The organism is Streptomyces sp. NPDC055140 (assembly GCF_053607285.1).
On the sequence record NZ_JBSGTG010000007.1, the window covers coordinates 217270 to 233374 of the forward strand.

General features: G+C 70.7%; 15 protein-coding genes and 1 tRNA gene. 11 read left to right on the top strand and 5 right to left on the bottom strand.

Annotated elements, in window-relative coordinates:
* Positions 1 to 162 precede the first annotated feature (162 nt).
* From ACWFR4_RS16420 to ACWFR4_RS16450, 7 genes are all read left to right on the top strand, one after another.
* Positions 163 to 235, top strand: a tRNA-Arg gene (locus tag ACWFR4_RS16420).
* 356 nt (positions 236 to 591) lie between these two features.
* Positions 592 to 1308: a MerR family transcriptional regulator gene (locus tag ACWFR4_RS16425; RefSeq protein WP_453462375.1), complete on the top strand. Its 717-nt coding sequence runs from the start codon at positions 592 to 594 to the stop codon at positions 1306 to 1308.
* 204 nt (positions 1309 to 1512) lie between these two features.
* A complete protein-coding gene (locus tag ACWFR4_RS16430; RefSeq protein WP_453462378.1) occupies positions 1513 to 2649 on the top strand; it encodes a sensor histidine kinase in 1137 nt (378 codons plus the stop codon).
* Positions 2612 to 3316: a response regulator gene (locus ACWFR4_RS16435; protein WP_453462381.1), complete on the top strand. Its 705-nt coding sequence runs from the start codon at positions 2612 to 2614 to the stop codon at positions 3314 to 3316. Before ACWFR4_RS16430 ends, ACWFR4_RS16435 begins: the two co-directional genes overlap by 38 nt.
* A 216-nt stretch (positions 3317 to 3532) precedes the next feature.
* Complete coding sequence (locus tag ACWFR4_RS16440) at positions 3533 to 4366, top strand: UbiA family prenyltransferase (RefSeq protein ID WP_453652999.1); 834 nt, start codon at positions 3533 to 3535, stop codon at positions 4364 to 4366.
* A gap of 29 nt (positions 4367 to 4395) precedes the next feature.
* Positions 4396 to 5220, top strand: a complete 825-nt coding sequence (locus tag ACWFR4_RS16445; protein WP_266670659.1) for an AfsR/SARP family transcriptional regulator — start codon at positions 4396 to 4398, stop codon at positions 5218 to 5220.
* 140 nt (positions 5221 to 5360) lie between these two features.
* Positions 5361 to 6005 carry a 4'-phosphopantetheinyl transferase family protein gene (locus ACWFR4_RS16450; RefSeq protein WP_453653001.1) on the top strand — a complete coding sequence of 215 codons (645 nt, stop codon included), beginning with the start codon at positions 5361 to 5363 and terminating at the stop codon, positions 6003 to 6005.
* Between the two features lie 79 nt (positions 6006 to 6084).
* Here the strand turns inward: ACWFR4_RS16450 and ACWFR4_RS16455 are convergent, their stop codons facing one another.
* The 4 genes from ACWFR4_RS16455 to ACWFR4_RS16470 all read right to left on the bottom strand — a co-directional run bounded on the left by ACWFR4_RS16455 (position 6085) and on the right by ACWFR4_RS16470 (position 11990).
* On the bottom strand, positions 6085 to 7278 hold the full coding sequence (locus ACWFR4_RS16455) for a lactonase family protein (protein WP_453462390.1): 1194 nt from the start codon (positions 7276 to 7278) through the stop codon (positions 6085 to 6087).
* 430 nt (positions 7279 to 7708) lie between these two features.
* On the bottom strand, positions 7709 to 8518 hold the full coding sequence (locus ACWFR4_RS16460) for a hypothetical protein (protein WP_453653003.1): 810 nt from the start codon (positions 8516 to 8518) through the stop codon (positions 7709 to 7711).
* 488 nt (positions 8519 to 9006) lie between these two features.
* On the bottom strand, positions 9007 to 11202 hold the full coding sequence (locus tag ACWFR4_RS16465; protein ID WP_453653005.1) for an MMPL family transporter: 2196 nt from the start codon (positions 11200 to 11202) through the stop codon (positions 9007 to 9009).
* A 155-nt stretch (positions 11203 to 11357) separates the two neighbouring features.
* Positions 11358 to 11990: a DedA family protein gene (locus ACWFR4_RS16470; RefSeq protein ID WP_453653007.1), complete on the bottom strand. Its 633-nt coding sequence runs from the start codon at positions 11988 to 11990 to the stop codon at positions 11358 to 11360.
* A gap of 164 nt (positions 11991 to 12154) precedes the next feature.
* On the opposite strand from ACWFR4_RS16470, the gene ACWFR4_RS16475 reads away from it, so the two are divergent.
* Positions 12155 to 12802, top strand: a complete 648-nt coding sequence (locus ACWFR4_RS16475; protein WP_453462402.1) for a class I SAM-dependent methyltransferase — start codon at positions 12155 to 12157, stop codon at positions 12800 to 12802.
* A gap of 11 nt (positions 12803 to 12813) precedes the next feature.
* On the opposite strand, the gene ACWFR4_RS16480 is transcribed toward ACWFR4_RS16475, so the two are convergent.
* Complete coding sequence (locus tag ACWFR4_RS16480; RefSeq protein WP_453462405.1) at positions 12814 to 13458, bottom strand: MerR family transcriptional regulator; 645 nt, start codon at positions 13456 to 13458, stop codon at positions 12814 to 12816.
* A 225-nt stretch (positions 13459 to 13683) separates the two neighbouring features.
* On the opposite strand from ACWFR4_RS16480, the gene ACWFR4_RS16485 reads away from it, so the two are divergent.
* Genes ACWFR4_RS16485 through fabG form a run of 3 tightly spaced genes read left to right on the top strand, consistent with a single transcriptional unit; the run spans position 13684 to position 16071 of the window.
* Entirely contained in the window at positions 13684 to 14676 is a 993-nt protein-coding gene (locus ACWFR4_RS16485) for an AfsA-related hotdog domain-containing protein (RefSeq protein ID WP_453653009.1), read from the top strand.
* Positions 14673 to 15362: an HAD family hydrolase gene (locus tag ACWFR4_RS16490; protein WP_453653011.1), complete on the top strand. Its 690-nt coding sequence runs from the start codon at positions 14673 to 14675 to the stop codon at positions 15360 to 15362. Before ACWFR4_RS16485 ends, ACWFR4_RS16490 begins: the two co-directional genes overlap by 4 nt.
* A gap of 4 nt (positions 15363 to 15366) precedes the next feature.
* The gene (gene fabG / locus ACWFR4_RS16495) at positions 15367 to 16071 is read left to right on the top strand and encodes a 3-oxoacyl-ACP reductase FabG (RefSeq protein WP_453653013.1); all 705 of its coding nucleotides are present in this window, start codon (positions 15367 to 15369) and stop codon (positions 16069 to 16071) included.
* Positions 16072 to 16105: the final 34 nt, after the last annotated feature.

Sequence of the window (16105 nt, forward strand, 5' to 3'; positions counted from 1 at the left end):
AGGATTCGTACCTGCCTGCGATTATCAGGACCGCTTCACCGAACCTCCACATCGTGCCACGGAGGCGAAGCAGCAGGGACAGGGATCCGGGAGCCCTATCCTTGATCCCGGCAAGGTCACGGATCTCCCCCACATCCGTCCCGAGCCACTGGCCACACACCGGCCCCCGTAGCTCAGTGGATAGAGCAGGCGCCTTCTAAGCGCTTGGCCGCAGGTTCGAGTCCTGCCGGGGGCGCCGCATTGTTTCCGGGCTGTCGGCCCTCCTCAGGGAGGGCCTTTTTTCATGGGGTTCGCCGGACGCTAGCGAGCCGGCTGTAGCAGTGGCGTAAGCGGTACCGCACCGCCGGATCCGGCGGTCACCCTCTCCGGTACCACCCCCGACACGCCCATGCGGCGGTCGGTCCGGTCGCAGGGGGCAGCGCGGGTACTTCCTTGGTTGTACTGGTGATCGAGTTCACTCGGGCCGTCTTGTGGCCGTGTTCCGATGCTGCGTATGGTCCCGCTGATTCCCCTCGCCATTCCGCACGGATCCGCCCGTACGCCCCGAAGTAGACAGCTGTTCAGCCGAGTTGGCCCGAAGGTGAGTGAGACGTGCCGCAGCTCTCCGATCTGAGCCGCCGGACCGGCGTCCCCGACCGCATGCTCAGGTTCTATCTGCGCATGGACCTCCTGCCGGCTCTGGACGAGTCCCAGGAGTACGACGAGTCCCATGTCCGGCGGGTGGCCCTCGTGCGGACACTGCTCGATGTCGGCGGGCTCTCCCCCGCGGCGATCCGGCAGATCGTCGGGCGGATCGACACCTCGCCGCCGCTGCACGAGCTGCTCGGCGCGGTCCAGTACGCGCTGCCCGCGCGCGGGTCCGTGTCGCAGGACCAGGAGTGGGAGCGTGCCAAGGAGCGGACCACGGCACTCGCCGAGCAGCGGTCGTGGCAGGTCAGCCCGGACAATCCGGCCTGGCAGACGCTCACTCAGGTCCTGGTCACCTGCGAATGGCTGGAACAGCGCGATCTGCCGCGACTCCTGGAGACGTATGCGGAGGCGCTCGAGCGGGTCGTCGACATCGAGGTGCAGTTGCTGCGCCGGCAACCCGACCCCGAGAGTGCCGCGGCGAGCATGGTGTCCGCCACCGTTCTTGGGGACGTCGCGCTTTCCGCGCTGCGCCGGCTGATTCATGAACATTTCTCGTGCTCGGCACAGAAGTTGGCCGAAACAGGCGATACGACCCGTGGCGGGCCCACGGGCGTGACGGCTCCGGAAACTGCGCGTTCTGCTGGCGACGAAGTCGTGGATGCCGCCCGCGAGAGCTGACGATGGCGCCTTGGATTGCCTTGTCGGCAGGCCCGTAAATACAGATAGTTGAAGGCCTCTCCTATACGGCGGAGTATCCCGGTTGTCGCTTGACACCCCGTCGCGGCACGAGGCATGCTCAATCCGATCTTCGAACCGTCTTCCCTCTTGACAACGTAGTCCGGACCTGGAAGCGGCGCCGGGTATCGACGGGGGGAAGGAAACGTGCACGACGCATCGCCGCAGGAAATCCAGGGGGAGACTCCGGATCCTGAAGGCGCGACGCTCGCTGCGGAATTACAGGCACTGGAAGCGGAACTGCTCGACGCCTATCGGCGCGCTCTGCTCGAGCAGAACAATCCGCTCGGCATGGATCAGGAAGCCTGGACATCCTGCCGTGAGCAGGCCCAGCACATTCTCGGGGAATGCGCGCACGCCTTGCGGTACGGCACCGAAGCGCCGCTCAATCCCCAGCTCATGAAGAAGACCCGGCGTCTCGGCGGCGCCCGGATCTCACAGGGAATTCCGCCGGTCTACTCGGTCCGCGCGGGATCCATGTTCTTCCAGATCACCATGGAGTTCCTGGGACGGATCTTCGCGGACCGGCCCGGCTCCGAGCATTACCTGATGAAGGTGCCGCCCATTCTGCAGTCCGCGATCACGCGACGTCTCGAGGAAGGGTCCAGCGGATACGACCTCTTCCTGCTCGACATCGTGCGTGACGCCACACAGCAGGGCCGGCACGGCATGGCGCGCGAGATCCACGACCGGATCGGCAGCGCCGCCAGCCTCGCCCTGCGCCAGCTCGAGCTCTACGAACTCACGCAGCACGCCGCCTCGTCGGACGCCCGGCTCGGCAGCCTCAAGCAGGCGATCCTTGAGACGCTCTACACCACCCGGGACATCGTCACCGAGCTGCGCACCAGGTCGGACACCTGCCGCTCGCTCCAGCTCGCCCTCTCCGCGTTCGTCAGCGCCATGGCGATCGACGAACCCGTGGTGGAGATCCATGTCGACGACCCGGACGACCTGCTGCCCCGCGGCGTCAGCGACGACCTGTTCATCATGCTCCGCGAGTGCCTGCGCAACGCGCTGGCCCACGCCTCGGCCTCCCGCGTCACCATCGACGTAAAGGTCGACGCGCGTCACGTCCAGGCGTCCGTGCATGACGACGGCATCGGCTTCGTACCGGGGCAGCGGGAGGGGAACGGGCTCGCGTCGCTGACCGAGCGGGCCCAGCTCCTGGCCGGCCGGCTCACCATCAACAGTGTCCCCGGGCGCGGCACGGCCATCGAGCTGTCCGTCCCCCTGGACGAGGAGGAACATGCAGACGACGGACGAGGGACGGCACGGCACGGCTGAGCCGATCCGCATCATCGCCGTCGACGACCACTCCCTGCTGCGCACCGCTCTGTGCCAGCTGCTCGACGCGGAGGACGACCTGCGGGTCGTGGCGGACGTCGACACCTCGCAGGGCCTGGGCGACCTGGTGGAGCGCACGGGCGCGCAGGTCGTGCTGCTCGACGTGGAGATGCCCGATCACCACGCGCCCAGCGTCGTCAGCGAGTTGACGGGGCGCTTCCCGGAACTGCACGTGCTGATGCTGACGATGTACAACGACGCGCAGCTGGTGCAGGAGCTGCTCGCCCGGGGCGCGCGCGGCTATCTGCACAAGAGCGTGCCGCGCGAGTCGCTCCTGTCGGCGATCCGGAATACGGCGGCGCGCGATCCGCATGTGACGATCGCCGTGCCTCGCAGCGGAATTCCGGAATCCGGATTCAGCGAGCCGCAACAGACCCTTTCCCCCAGGGAACGGGAAGTGCTCACGCAGGCGGCCGCCGCTCTGAGTAATCGTCAGATCGCCACCCGGCTGCGGATTACCGAAGGCACCGTGAAGCGACATCTGCGCAACATCTTCGAGAAACTCCACGCCGTGTCACGCATCGATGCCGTTAACAAAGCGGTGGACGCGCAACTGATCAGAAGACCGCAGGGTCTTGGACGTGACGCGAAATCGCCCCACCCATAGGCAGGTTGAGTCACGGGGATACATCTTAGGGAGTATCCCCGTGGCCCATGGAGAGTCTGTCACCTCTCCCTCACTCGGATTAGATTCGCAGGTATGTCGATAGCGACGCCTGCGAAAACCCTGATACCCACCACGACTCCGCGATCCGGAAAATCGGCCGGTGTCCTGGGGAAGTTCCTCCTCCTGGCCCTGTGCGCACAGGAATCCAGGTATGCCGTGCAGGTCATCTTTCTGCTGCGCTTCCTGGTGGCCGGTACGGCCGGAACCGCTTCTTACGTGTCACACCTGGTAATTCGGCCGTCACTCGTTCTCGGCGCGGCCGTCTGGTTCTGTTCCGTCGCATTCACCTATCTCTACAACGGTGTCACGGATATCCACGAGGACCGGGCCAACGGCTCCGTGCGGCCCATCGCACGAGGCACCCTGCCCGTCCGCTTCGCCCGCACCACCGCCCGGGTGCTCGCCGCCCTCGCCCTCACCGGCGGCGCCGTGCTCGGCCCGCTGATGTTCCTGGTCACCGCCGGCATGCTGCTGCTCGGATACGCGTACTCCGCGCCCGGCCTCGCCCTCAAGAGCCGCACCCCCGGCACCATCGCCGTCGTCGTGGCCAGCGGCACCCTCACCTACACCGCGGGCGCCCTGAGCGGCGCCGCGCCCCTGTCCCCCGCGCTGCTCGCCTTCTCGGCCGCCATGTGCCTGTGGATGGGCATGGTCGGCGCGGTGGCCAAGGATTTCTCCGACGCCGAGGGCGACGCCAAGCACGGCCGCCGCAACTGGACCGTCGTCTGGGGCCGCGCCGTCACCGCGCTGATCGTGTCGCTGAGCGCCGTGGGGATCGGCGCCGCGCTCCTCGTGTGCGCCGTGGCCACATCCGCGTACGGGCTGCTCGCACCCGCCGGTGTGGTCCTGTGCGGGGCGCTCGCGCTGAGCGCCGCCGCGCTGACCGCCCGCCGCGACGACTCGCGGGCCCGGCGCCGGCTGCCGTACCGGATCTTCATGGTCACCCAGTACGCGGCGCATCTCGTCACCTTCGCCCAGCCCATCGCATGAGCAGTTCCGACAGAAACGGGGGACCCACGATGCGCGACACCCAGGCCCGCTTCCGAATACCGGGCGTCACGGCCTCAGAACCCGACGGGAGCGTCGGCTTCCGCATCCTCGGCCCGCTGGAGGCCGTCGGCGGCGGCGTGACGCACCGGCCGCGCGGGCCCAAGGTGCGCAAGCTGCTCGCGCTCCTCGCCGTGCGCGCCCACGACATCGTCGAGGTGGACACGCTCGTCGAGGAGCTCTGGGACGGGGCGCCGCCGCCCACCGCCGTCAGCACGGTGCGCACGCACATCTACCACCTGCGCCAGGAGCTGGAGCGCGAGCTCGGCGCCGGCGCCGTCCGCGACGTCATCTCCACCGAGGCCACCGGGTACTCGCTCCGCACCGCGCCGGGCCGCCTCGACCTGGAGAACTTCACCCGCCTGTACGGGCAGGGGCGCGCCGAGCTGCGCGCCGGGCGCCGCGAGAAGGCTCTGGAACGCCTGGACACCGCGCTCGGGCTGTGGCGTGGGCGGACCCTGTCCGATGTCGGCCACGGCCGCGTACTCGCCGGGCATGCCGCGCGCATCGAGGAACTGCGCGTGCGTGCCCAGGAGTTGCGCATCGAGGCGGCCATGGGGCTCGGCCGCCACCGCGAGCTCGTGCCCGAGCTGCGCCGCCTGGTCGCCGTGGACCCGCTCAACGAGTGGCTGCACGCTCGCCTCATCGACGCGCTGCACCGGTGCGGGCGGCGCGGGGACGCGCTGCGCGCCTTCCACGACGTACGGGCCGTGCTGGCCGAGGAGCTGGGACTGGAGCCCTCTGAGGACCTGCGGCAGCTTCAGCATCACATCCTGGCGGGCGGATCTGCGGCGTGAGCAGCATCTTTGTCAGTACGGGGAGTGGGCCGGTGAGTCGTTCGGTGGGCGGTTCGGCCAGCGGTTCGGTGAGTCGTTCGGCTAGCGGTTCAGTGAGTCGGGGGGTGGGCGGGCGTTCCGGGCTCATTCGGGTCTGGACTGTGTCCATCGCCGCGGCGGCCTCCGTGGTTTCCCATGATGAGGCGTACGGCGTTCTCGACCCGGCCGAGCGTGAGCGCTACGCGCGGTTCCGGCGGGGCGGTGACCGGATGCGGTATCTGGCCGTCCACCACGTGTACCGCACCGTGCTCGGGCAGGCGCTCGGGGTCGACCCGGCCGACGTGGGCTTCCGCCGGTTCTGCGCGCGCTGCGGTGACGACGGGCACGGCAAGCCCGTGCCGTTCGCGCCCGACGGCACCACGCTGTCGGCGAGCCTGTCGCACTCGGCGGCATACGCGCTCATCGCTGTCGGTGACTCGGCCGAGGTACCCGTCGGCGTCGACATCGAGCGGGTCAGGGCCGACATGGACTGGAGCCGGATCCCCTGCGTCCAGGGCGGCCGCAACACCCACGGCTTCGAGCAGTGGACGCGCGCCGAGGCCCTCGTGAAAGCCGCGGGTACGGGCCTGAGCCGGACGCCGCCGCGCTATACCGGGCACGTCTTCGGCACCTGGCGGGCGGCGCGGGTGCCGGGGTCCGGTCACGAGTGGTTCGTGCGGAGCGTGCGCTCGCCTGACGGCTATGCCGCGTCGGTGGCCGGCGGGCGGGCCGATGCCGGGGTGGCTGTGGTGCCCTGGCGCCCCTAGGTGGGGGTGAGTGCGGTTGAGGGGCGGTTCCCGGATCTGCGGATCCGGGAGCCGCCCCTCGCTCGTGTCGTGTGACGCCCTATGCGAGAAGTACGCAGCTGGGGCTCGCCACTTGGAGCGGCGGGGCCGCCGGTGCGAGGCGGCCCGTGGCCGGGTCCAGGCGGAACGCGCTGACCGACTGGCCCGCCTGGTTCGCCGTGTAGACGAACCGGTCCGACGCGTCGAGTGCCACGTCCCTGGGCCAGCGTGTCCCCGGGGCCTTCGCCGTGACCGGCTGCGACGCGAGGAGCGTGAGGGTGCGGCCCGCGTTCTCCACGCGGAACGACTCGACCGTGTCGAGGCCTCGGTCGGCGGTCACCAAGGTGCCGCCGTCTCGCGTGAGGTGGACGGCGGAGGGGGCGTTACGTGGGTTGATACCGGGCGGTGCCACGGAGGCGTGCGAGACCGGCGTGAGCCGGCCCGTGGCCGCGTCGTACGCGTGGACGGTCACGGAGTGGCCCAGTTCGTTGGTGACGTAGGCCAGTTTGCCGGCGGGGTGGAAGGCGAGGTGGCGTGGGCCGATGCCTCGGCCGACCTGGGTCCTGTGGGCGAGCTTGAGGCGACCTGTGCGGGTGTCGAAGTCGTAGACGTAGATATGGTCGTCGCCCTTGTCGGGGACGAGGACGCGGCGGCCCGCGGGGTCGAAGGCGATCATGTGCGGGTGGGGGCCGCGCTGTTCCTGCGGGTGCGGGCCGTGGCCGTGGTGGCGAAGCACCTGGACGGCCTCGCCGAGGGAGCCGTCGGGGTGCACCGGCAGGACCGCGAGGTGGCCCGAGTCGTAGTTCACGGTGAGCAGGAAGCGGCCGTCGGGGTGCACGGCCAGGTGGACGGGGGCGGCGCCGTGGCTGGAGCGCGGCGGGCCTTGGGGGTGCAGCCGGTCGCCGTCGACTCGGTAGGCGTGGAGCGAGCCGGTGGCGCCGCCGGGGCGTTGGCTCACGGCGTACAGGTGGCGGAGGTTCGGGGCGAGGGCGAGGTAGGAGGGGTTCACGATGTCCCGCTGCCAGCCCGTGAGTTCGAGCTGTCCGGCCGCGCCGACCCGGGCGATGCCGATGCCGGGGAGGCCCGGCAGGCCGTACTCGCCGAGCGTGAACCCGCCGATGTACGCGCGCCTGGCGCGGGGGCGCGGGGCGTCACCCGCGACGGCGGTGGCCCCGGTCCAGGCCAGCGCGGCGACGACTCCGGCCGCGGATGCTGCGAGCAGCCTTCGGCGGTTTGGGTGGTGCGTCGCGTTCATGCTTCGGCTCTCCGTTGTCGTGGAGGAATGGTCGGGGCAGCGTCATGGGCGACGAGTGCTGGGGTCTGGGCTTCGGCATCGTCTGCTGCGCCGGCTGTCTTCGGCCGTTGTGTTTTCGGGTGCGGGGCCGCGGGGGCATGTACGCGCTCGCTGTTCTACGGGTGCACGCTGGCGAGCTGATTGCCTGTACGTGGTGCTGGTGGCTCCGCGCGCACATGCCCCCACGTCCCCTCCCGTCTCGTCGGCGTCTCACGGCCGGTGGGACTCGCTGCCTTCCGCGCCGCGTCTCGTGCACGGCCGGTCGTTCGGTGGGGCTGCTCCATCCCCGTCGCCGGGCCTTGTCTCGTACGCGGCTCGTCGGCCCGTGGGGCTTCGTGGCCCCTCTCGTCGGCGGGCGGGCGGGCGGACGGACGGACGGTGGGTCTGTGCGTCAGACCTTGGCTCCGAGTACCAGCCCGGGTGCCAGCAGGACGGCCAAGCCCGCCGCCCCCAGGGCCACAAGGATCTGCCAGGTCGCGCGCAGGTCGCGGAACCGGGGTGCCCGGCGGGCCGCCGCCAGCACGGCGATCGCCGCCGCCCAGGCGGGTAGGGCCAGGCGCAGTGTGACCTCGCCGGTGAAGAGGAGGCCGGCGCGCGGGCTGATGCACTCCGACGCCGTGCACAGGGCCGCGTGGGCCGGGCTGCTCCACGCCGCTGCGGCGGCCAGGACGAGCAGCGGCGCCATGGCCACCAGAGCCGTTACCCAGACGTATGGGGTGAGTCCCGTACGGTCGTCCGCGCGCTGTCGGGTGACGGCCAGCGCCGCCAATGCCGGGGCCCAGCCCGCGAGCACGCCGAACAGGCCCGCGTGCGAGGCCTCGGCCAGCGCCGCCCAGGTGGTGTCGGGGCCCACGGGCAGCCGTAACAGGGCCAGGAGTCCGGTAGCCGCTGCCAGTGCGGCGGCGGTGTGCGCCCACGTGCGCGCAAAGGAGGGCGCGCCCGCCCAGGCCACGAACACGCCTGCCAGGGCAACGAGTACGACCGGCGGTCCCGCCGTCACTCCCCACGCGAGGGGGAATCCGGGCAGGCCGTCGCCAAGGGGCGCGGACCAGGTTCCCCAGTCCCCGAAGAGCGCGGCGAGCACCGCGGTGAGGCCGGCCGCGACGATTCCGGCGAGCGCCAACCGGTCGTCCCCGCCTAGCGCGTTGCGGTCATCCCGGGCGAGCGCGGCCCGTTCGTCCCGGTCATCCCCCGCGAGCACGGCCCTGTCGTCCCGGCCATCCCTGGAGGCGCGACCTGTCTGTTCATCGGGGTCGGGACCTGTCTGTTCATCGGGGGCGCGGCCTGTCTGTTCATGGGCGAGGGGGCCGGGCTCGTCATCCCTGAGGGAGCCGGGCTGTTCATCGGAAGCGCGGCCCGGCTCGTCATCCCTGAGAGAGCCGGGCTCGTCAGCGGAAGCGCGGCCCAGCTCGTCATCCCTGAGAGAGCCGGGCTCGTCATCGGAGGCGCGGCCCGGCTCGTCATCCCTGAGGGAGCCGGGCTGTTCATCGGAAGCGCGGCCCGGCTCGTCATCCGTTCTGGGGGACGCCGCGCCCCGGGTTGCCGTCGACGGGGGAGTGACGGGGCCGGGGCGCGGCGCGCGTGAGGGGACGGCCGGACCGGGGCTGCCGGCCGTCCCGGTTCGGGGGGCGGGCGGGGCGGGCGCCTCCGTGCTGGGCGCCTCACCCGCCCGCCCTGCGGAGGGCAACGTCACCGCAGCGCCTCGGTGCGCGGCGCCGGGGCGGGCGCGGGCGGGGGCGGCGGGGCCGAGGACTCGCGGAAGCCGTACTTGGACCACCAGCGCGCCAGCGGGGCCGGTGCCCACCAGGCCCATTTGCCGAGCAGCGCCATCGTCGCGGGCACCAGCAGGCCTCGTACGATCGTCGCGTCCACGAGGACCGCGATGACCAGGCCGACCCCGATCATCTTCATGAAGAGGATCGAGGAGGCCATGAAGCCGCCGACGACCACGACGAGTAGCAGCGCCGCGCTCGTGATGATCTTGGCTGTGCGCTGGACGCCCAGAGCCACCGACTCGATCGGGTCGCCGCTCACTTCCCATTCCTCACGGACGCGGGAGAGCAGGAACACCTCGTAGTCCATGGCGAGTCCGAAGGCGATGGCCACGACCAGGACCGGGAAGTTGGCGTCCACCGCTCCGATCGGTTCGAAGCCCAGGAGACCCGAGAGGTGGCCGTCCTGGAAGATCCACTTGATCGCTCCGAACGCGGCCAGGAGCGAGAGGAGGTTGAGGATCACCGACTTGAGCGGGAGGAGGAGGGAGCCGAAGGCCAGGAAGAGGACGAAGAAGGAGACGACCGCCACGAACAGGGCCATCCACGGGAGGCGTTCGCCGATCATGCCGACGATGTCGACCCGGGACGCGGGCATGCCCGTCAGGAGCGTGTCCGCTCCGGCCGGGGGCGCCGTGGCGCGCAGGTCGTGGACCATGCTCTGGGCGGCGTCGGACATGGCGTCCGGCGTGTAGCGGAGCGTGATGCGCGCGTCGTTGCCCTCGAAGGCCGTCGGGGTCGCGGAGGCTACACCGTCCACCTTGGCCAACTTGGCTGCATACACCCCGACTTCGGCGCGGTCCACGGGGCCGGTGGAGCCCTGGACGACCGAGGTCATGATCTGTGCGGGGTTTGTCTCGAAGTCCGATGCCAGCGTCTTGCTGACCACCTTCGCGTCGGCGTCCGAGGGCAGCACCCACTCGCCGGGGCGTGCCCAGTTGACGCCGAGGAGCGGGGCTCCGAGTCCTACGAGGACGGCGACGATCGCCAGCGAGGAGATCAGCGGCTTGCGCATGACCGCGTGGGCCGTGCGGTACCAGCGGCCCTCCTTCTCCGGCTTGGGGGCACGGTTGCTGCCACCCAGCGGGATACGCCACTTGTCGATGCTGTGCCCGGTGTAGCGCAGGAGGGCCGGCAGGAGGGTGAGGGAGCCGACCACCGCGAACGCGACCACGGCGACCGCCGCGTACCCCATCGAGGAGAGGAAGCGGGAGGGGAAGAAGGCCAGCCCTGCGAAAGAGATCGCCACGGCGATGCCGGAGAAGGCGACCGTGCGGCCCGCCGTCGCGGTGGCGCGCTCCACGGCCGTGTCGACGTCGGCGCCCGCGTGGAGTTCTTCGCGGAAGCGGTTGACGAGGAAGAGCGCGTAGTCGATCGCGAGGCCGAGGCCGAGGATCGTGATGACGTTGATGACCGTGCTGGAGATCTCCGTGAACATCGTCAGGACGCGGAGCACGACGAAGGAGCCCAGCGCCACGAACGAGCCGACGGCCAGCGGCAGGAGCGCCGCGATCGCGCTGCGGAAGATCAGGACCAGGAGGATCAGGAGGATCGGGACCGAGAGCATCTCGGCGCGCGCGATGTCCGAGCCGGTGAGGGTGTTGACCTGGTCGGTCATCGCGGCGACGCCGCCGTAGCGGACCGTGACGCCGTCGGCCGCGAAGTCGTCCTTGATCTTCTCCAGCGCCTCGACCTGCTTCTGGTCGTCGTCGCTGGTGAACTGGACGGTCGCGTACGTCTGTTGGTTGTTCTTGGATACGTACGCGCTCGGGCTCTGGGTGCCGGGGTGCCAGAACGAGTCCAGGCGGGCGATGCCGGCGCGCGGGACGTCGTCCAGCGCGGCGCGGACGGTTGCGCCGAAGGAGTCGACGGTGGTGTTTTTGTTCTTCGACTCGTACAGGACGATGAGGTCGTTGGACTCTCGGCCGAGCGGGCCGTCGAGGACCTTGTCGGCCTGTACGGACTCGCTGGCCGGGTCGTCGAAGCCGGCGCCGCCGGTGAACGAGCCGAAGACCCCGGTGCCCCACACGCCGGCGAACAGCGTGAAGACGACTGCCGCGATGACGACCCATTTCCGGCGCCGCGCGGTGAACTTTCCGATAGCGGCAAACACTTCTGTCTCCCTGAATCAATCAAATGGCGTGTGGCGAACGTCTATTTCATGTGACGTCGACGGGGAGCGGCTGCGGTGAATTCCGGTCCGCAGCACACGAATTCCGAGGCTTCCAGGAAAGGCGCGCGCCCGATATCCGCGTTTCGGGGAATGCGCTATGTCCCCTTCGAGACATCCGCGGCCGTGGCGGTCGCCCTGCGTTGGGCGAGCGCCGCGACCGCGCCGACGGCGACGGAAAGGCCGAGGCCTATCGCGACGGAGTACACGGGGTCGTCGCTGACCGCTCCGCCGAAGTAGCCCACGCCCACCGAGTAGGCGGCCCAGACGACTTCGGCGAGTGCGGCGCCGATCGCGAACTTGCCGGCCGGGTAGCGCGCCGCGCCGGCGGCGAGCCCGCCGAGGAGGCGCCCGCTGGGCAGGAAGCGGACGCCGACGACGAACGGGATTCCGCCGCTCTGCACCCGCCCCGCGGCCCAGTCGAACAGCTCGCCCCTGCGCCCGCGCCCCACGGCGCCGCCGCGCACTCTGCGGCCGGCGAACCAGCCGAAACGGTGGATGAGGACGTCACCGGCGAGCGCGCTGCCGGCCACCGAGAGCAGGACCAGGACGAGGGACATCTCGCCGCGCGCGGCGAGCATCCCGCCGGTGACCAGGAGCACCGCGTTGGGCAGCAGGGGCGGCAGCGTGGTGACCGCGAGGATCGCGTACGCCCAGCAGGCGGCGCCCGACATCCGGGTGGACAGGCCGGACGTGAAGTCGACCCACGACATGAGTGAGGCGAAGTCCATCGGTCTCCCTTTCCCTGGGCCCGATGCCTCTTTGGAGGCATGCGCTGGGTCTTTGGTGAGGCGTGTTCCCAGGTCAGAGGCCCACTAGCGTCGCTGTGGGCAGCGGCTGGGCGTGTCCTGAGCTCCAACAGTAACCTACGCTATCGATAGTTTCACTATCACTAATGACGCAGGTGGCCATGACCGATGTGACGCTGTTCCTCCGAGAGTTCGCCCGCACCCGCCGGGACACCGGGGCCATCGCGCCCAGCAGTCCCCTGCTGGCACGGGCCCTGACCCGCTACGTGATCCCCAGCCCCGGCCGCGCCCACGCGGTGCTCGAGGTCGGCCCCGGCACGGGCGCCGTGACCCGGCGCATCAGGGCCTCGCTCGGCGCCCTGGACACCCTCGACCTCGTCGAGGCCAACCCCCGCTTCGCCGAGCTCCTGCACCGCGACTACGGCGGCGACGAGCGGGTGCGGCTGCTCACCGGGCTCGTGCAGGAGCATGAGCTGGGGAGCTACGACACCATCGTGTGCGGGCTGCCGTTCGCCAATTTCGACGCGGGCACGGTCGAGGACATATTCGGCAGGCTGCTCGCGGCGCTGCGTCCCGGCGGCACGCTGTCGTTCTTCGCCTACGCCGGGATGCCGCCGCTGCGCCGGGTGTTCACGACGGGCGGGGCGCGCGAGCGGACTCTCGCGGTGCAGGCCGTCGTCGGGCGGACCCTGGACCGGCACCGGTTCCGCACGGAGACGGTGTTCGGGAATCTGCCGCCCGCCCATGTGCACCATCTGGCGCCGGTGGCGCCGCTGCTGGCGTACGCCGGGTGAGCCGGCGGGGGCTACGCGCTGTGCCTGCGCCCGCTGCCAATCCGGCCGGAGGCGTCCTCCTGGGCGATCCGGCGCAGCGCCGCCATGGCCGCGTCGCCGAGGACCGTGCCGAGGACGACGCCCTCGACCTTGCCGTCGGCGCTGGGCACATCGGCGAGCGCGCCGAGCTCGGCGACCGCCAACTCCCCCGCCGCGGCGGCGTACTTGTCGAGCAGGGTGAGCAGGTCGCCCCGGTCGAGATCGCGGTAGGTCAGCACGATCTGGACGAGCGCCTGCCAGCCCGGGTTCTCCGGCTTCGCCGCCCAGCCGTGCCGGAGCACGAGCTCGCGGACCTCGACCTCGGCCCGCTCCCGGTCCTCGTCGGTGCCCCGCTCGACGGCGGCCCTGGTCACCGCGGACTGGGCGACGCCGAGCATGCCGTGGACCGTGCGGGTCGGGGAGTCGACCTCGGACAGGACATCGCGTGCAGCCGCGATGGACAGGCCGCCGACCTCCAGCATCGCCCGGATCAGCTTGAGCCTGCGGACATGGGAATCGTCGTACGCGACCTGGTTCGGGCTGGTGCGCTCGCCCGGGGGCAACAGGCCCTCGCGCGAGTAGTACTTGATGGTGGGGACCGGAACTCCGGTACGCCGCGCCAGCTCTCCGATACGCATTCCATGAGGATACTGCGCTTTCCCAGCGGCGTGCTCCCCACCCGGTGCACGGAAATGCGAAGACGCTTTTATCACCGTTGAATTCCCGCACCATCGCGCTTCCATGCGCCCCTGCGACGCTCATTCGGCAGCGAACCCCTCCGCTCAGACGGAAGCCTCACCGGGTGTCTTCACGAGATGTCCGCGCGAGAAGTCTTCGAGGGACCCCAGCCAAAGGAAACAGGTATGACCACACACGTGGCTCCGGAGATTCCTTCGGCGCCCGCCGAACTCAGTTACGGGCGCACCGTCGACCGCTCCCTGGTCCACCGGGCCGCGGTCTCCGAGGTCTTCGTCACGGACATCAGGGCGCTGGCCGCCAAGAAGGTCCGCTCCGCGGTCCAACTCCCGCTCACCCACGGCTACTACAGCGACCATGTGCAGCGGCCCGCGGTCTACGACGCGCTGTTGCTCCTGGAGTCGGGCCGGCAGGCGGCCATCGCCGGGTCGCACGCACACATCGGGCTCTCCAAGGGCACCACGATGATCGTCGACACGTTCCGGCTCGACCTGTACGGGCTCAAGGAACTGGTCGTCGGCCCGGAGCCCGGCCGGCTGCGCATCGACACCGAGTACATCGGGCAGCCGACGCGGCGCGGTCGCTACCGCAAGGGCAAGGTCGCCCAACGCTACTTCGTCGACGACACCGAGGTCGGCGAGCACGAGATGGACGTGCTGTTCCTCAACCAGCACGAGAACGAGGTCCTGCGGCACGCGCAGCGCGGCACACCCGCCCCGCTCACCTCGGACTTCTGCGACCCCGGGGCCGCCGTGGACGACATCTGGCAGGCCGAGCCCGCCCGGGTGGGCCGCGGCAACCCGCTGAACGTCGTCCTGTCCCGCCCCGAGACGTCCCCCGCCGCGGTCTCGGCCGAGGTCACCCCGCGCTTCGACAACCGTGCGTTGTTCGACCACGTCTACGACCACCTGCCCGCGATGACGCTCGTCGAGGCGGCGCGGCAGCTGGCCCTGCTGTCCACGGGCGAGCCGCGGACGACGTACGCCGTCGGGTTCGAGGCGCGCTTCTCGCGGTTCGCAGAGCTGGACGAGCCGGTGCACGCCGAGGCGCCGCGGATCCGCGCGGACGGCGGCCGGACGCAGACCCCCGTGCGCTTCCTCCAGGGGGACGCCGAGATCGCGCACGTCACCGTCACCGTCGCACCCGGGAGTGAGCTGTGAGCAGCACGCAGGACGCGCGGACGCCCCGGCGCCTCGCCGTCTGGACCGACTTCGGCGGGGTCCTCACCCCTCCGATCGCCCACACGATGGGCACCTTCTGCAAGACGCAGGGCATCGACCCGCAGGCCCTTCAGCAGGCGCTCGGCAAGGTGACCGCCGGCTACGGCACCAGCGACATCATGGAGCCGATCGACACCCCTCTCGTCTCCGAGGAGGAGTGGCTCGCCCAGGTCTCCGAGGTGCTCGCCGCCGACCACGGCGTGACCGGCGTACACCTGACGACGCTGGCCGACGCCTGGTTCGACGGGCGGGAGACCAACCACGCGTGGGTGGCGGCGCTGCGCACGTCGCGCGAGCGCGGTGCGTTCGTCGGGATGCTCTCCAACATGGTGCCGACCTGGGACGCGCACTGGCGCCGCATGGTCGACCCGGCGGAGCTCTTCGACGACGTCCTGCTGTCCTTCGAGGTCGGCCACCGCAAGCCGTCGCCCGGCATGTTCGCCCTTGCCGCCGAGCGGGCCGGAGTGCCGGCCGAGGACTGCGTGCTCGTCGACGACCTGGCGCACAACTGCGCGGGCGCGGAGGCGGCCGGCTGGCAGGCGATCCACTTCACCGACACGGCCGAGGCGGCGGAGCGGCTCGACGCGCTCCTGTCCGAGGTCCTGTCCCCCACTCCTAGGAGCTGACTCCGTGAGCCGTTCCGTGCTCGTCACCGGCGGGAACCGGGGCATCGGCCTCGCCACCGCCCGCGCCCTGGCCGAACAGGGCGACAAGGTCGCCGTCACGTATCGCACCGGTGAGCCGCCCGAGGGCCTGTTCGGGGTGCGCTGCGACGTGACGGACCCCGAGTCCGTGCGGCGCGCGGTCGACGAGGCCCGCATCCAGCACGGGCCGATCCAGGTGCTCGTCTCCAACGCCGGGATCACCCGTGACGAGCTGCTCGTCGGCATGGAGGACGACGACTTCCGCGCGGTCATCGAGACGAACCTGATGTCGGCGGTGACCGTCGCCAAGGAGGTCGTGCCGGACATGCTCAAGGCCCGCTGGGGCCGGGTCGTCCTCATGTCCTCGATGAGCGCGATGGCGGGTGCCCCCGGCCAGACCAACTACGCCGCGTCCAAGGCCGGGTTGATCGGTTTCGGCCGTTCGCTCGCCCGCGAGGTGGGCCGCCGCAACATCACGGTCAACATCGTCTCGCCCGGCCTGATCGAGACCGACATGGTCAAGGACGTCACCGACGCCCGGCGCCAGCACGTCCTCGGCCAGACGTCCCTGTTCCGGGCCGGCAGCCCGGACGAGGTCGCGGCCGCCGTCCGCTTCCTGGCGAGCGAGGAGGCCTCGTACGTCACGGCGGCGATCCTCCCGGTCACGGGCGGCCTCGGCGTCGGCCACTGATTCCCCACACCAGAGAACACCCCCCTCCCAACTC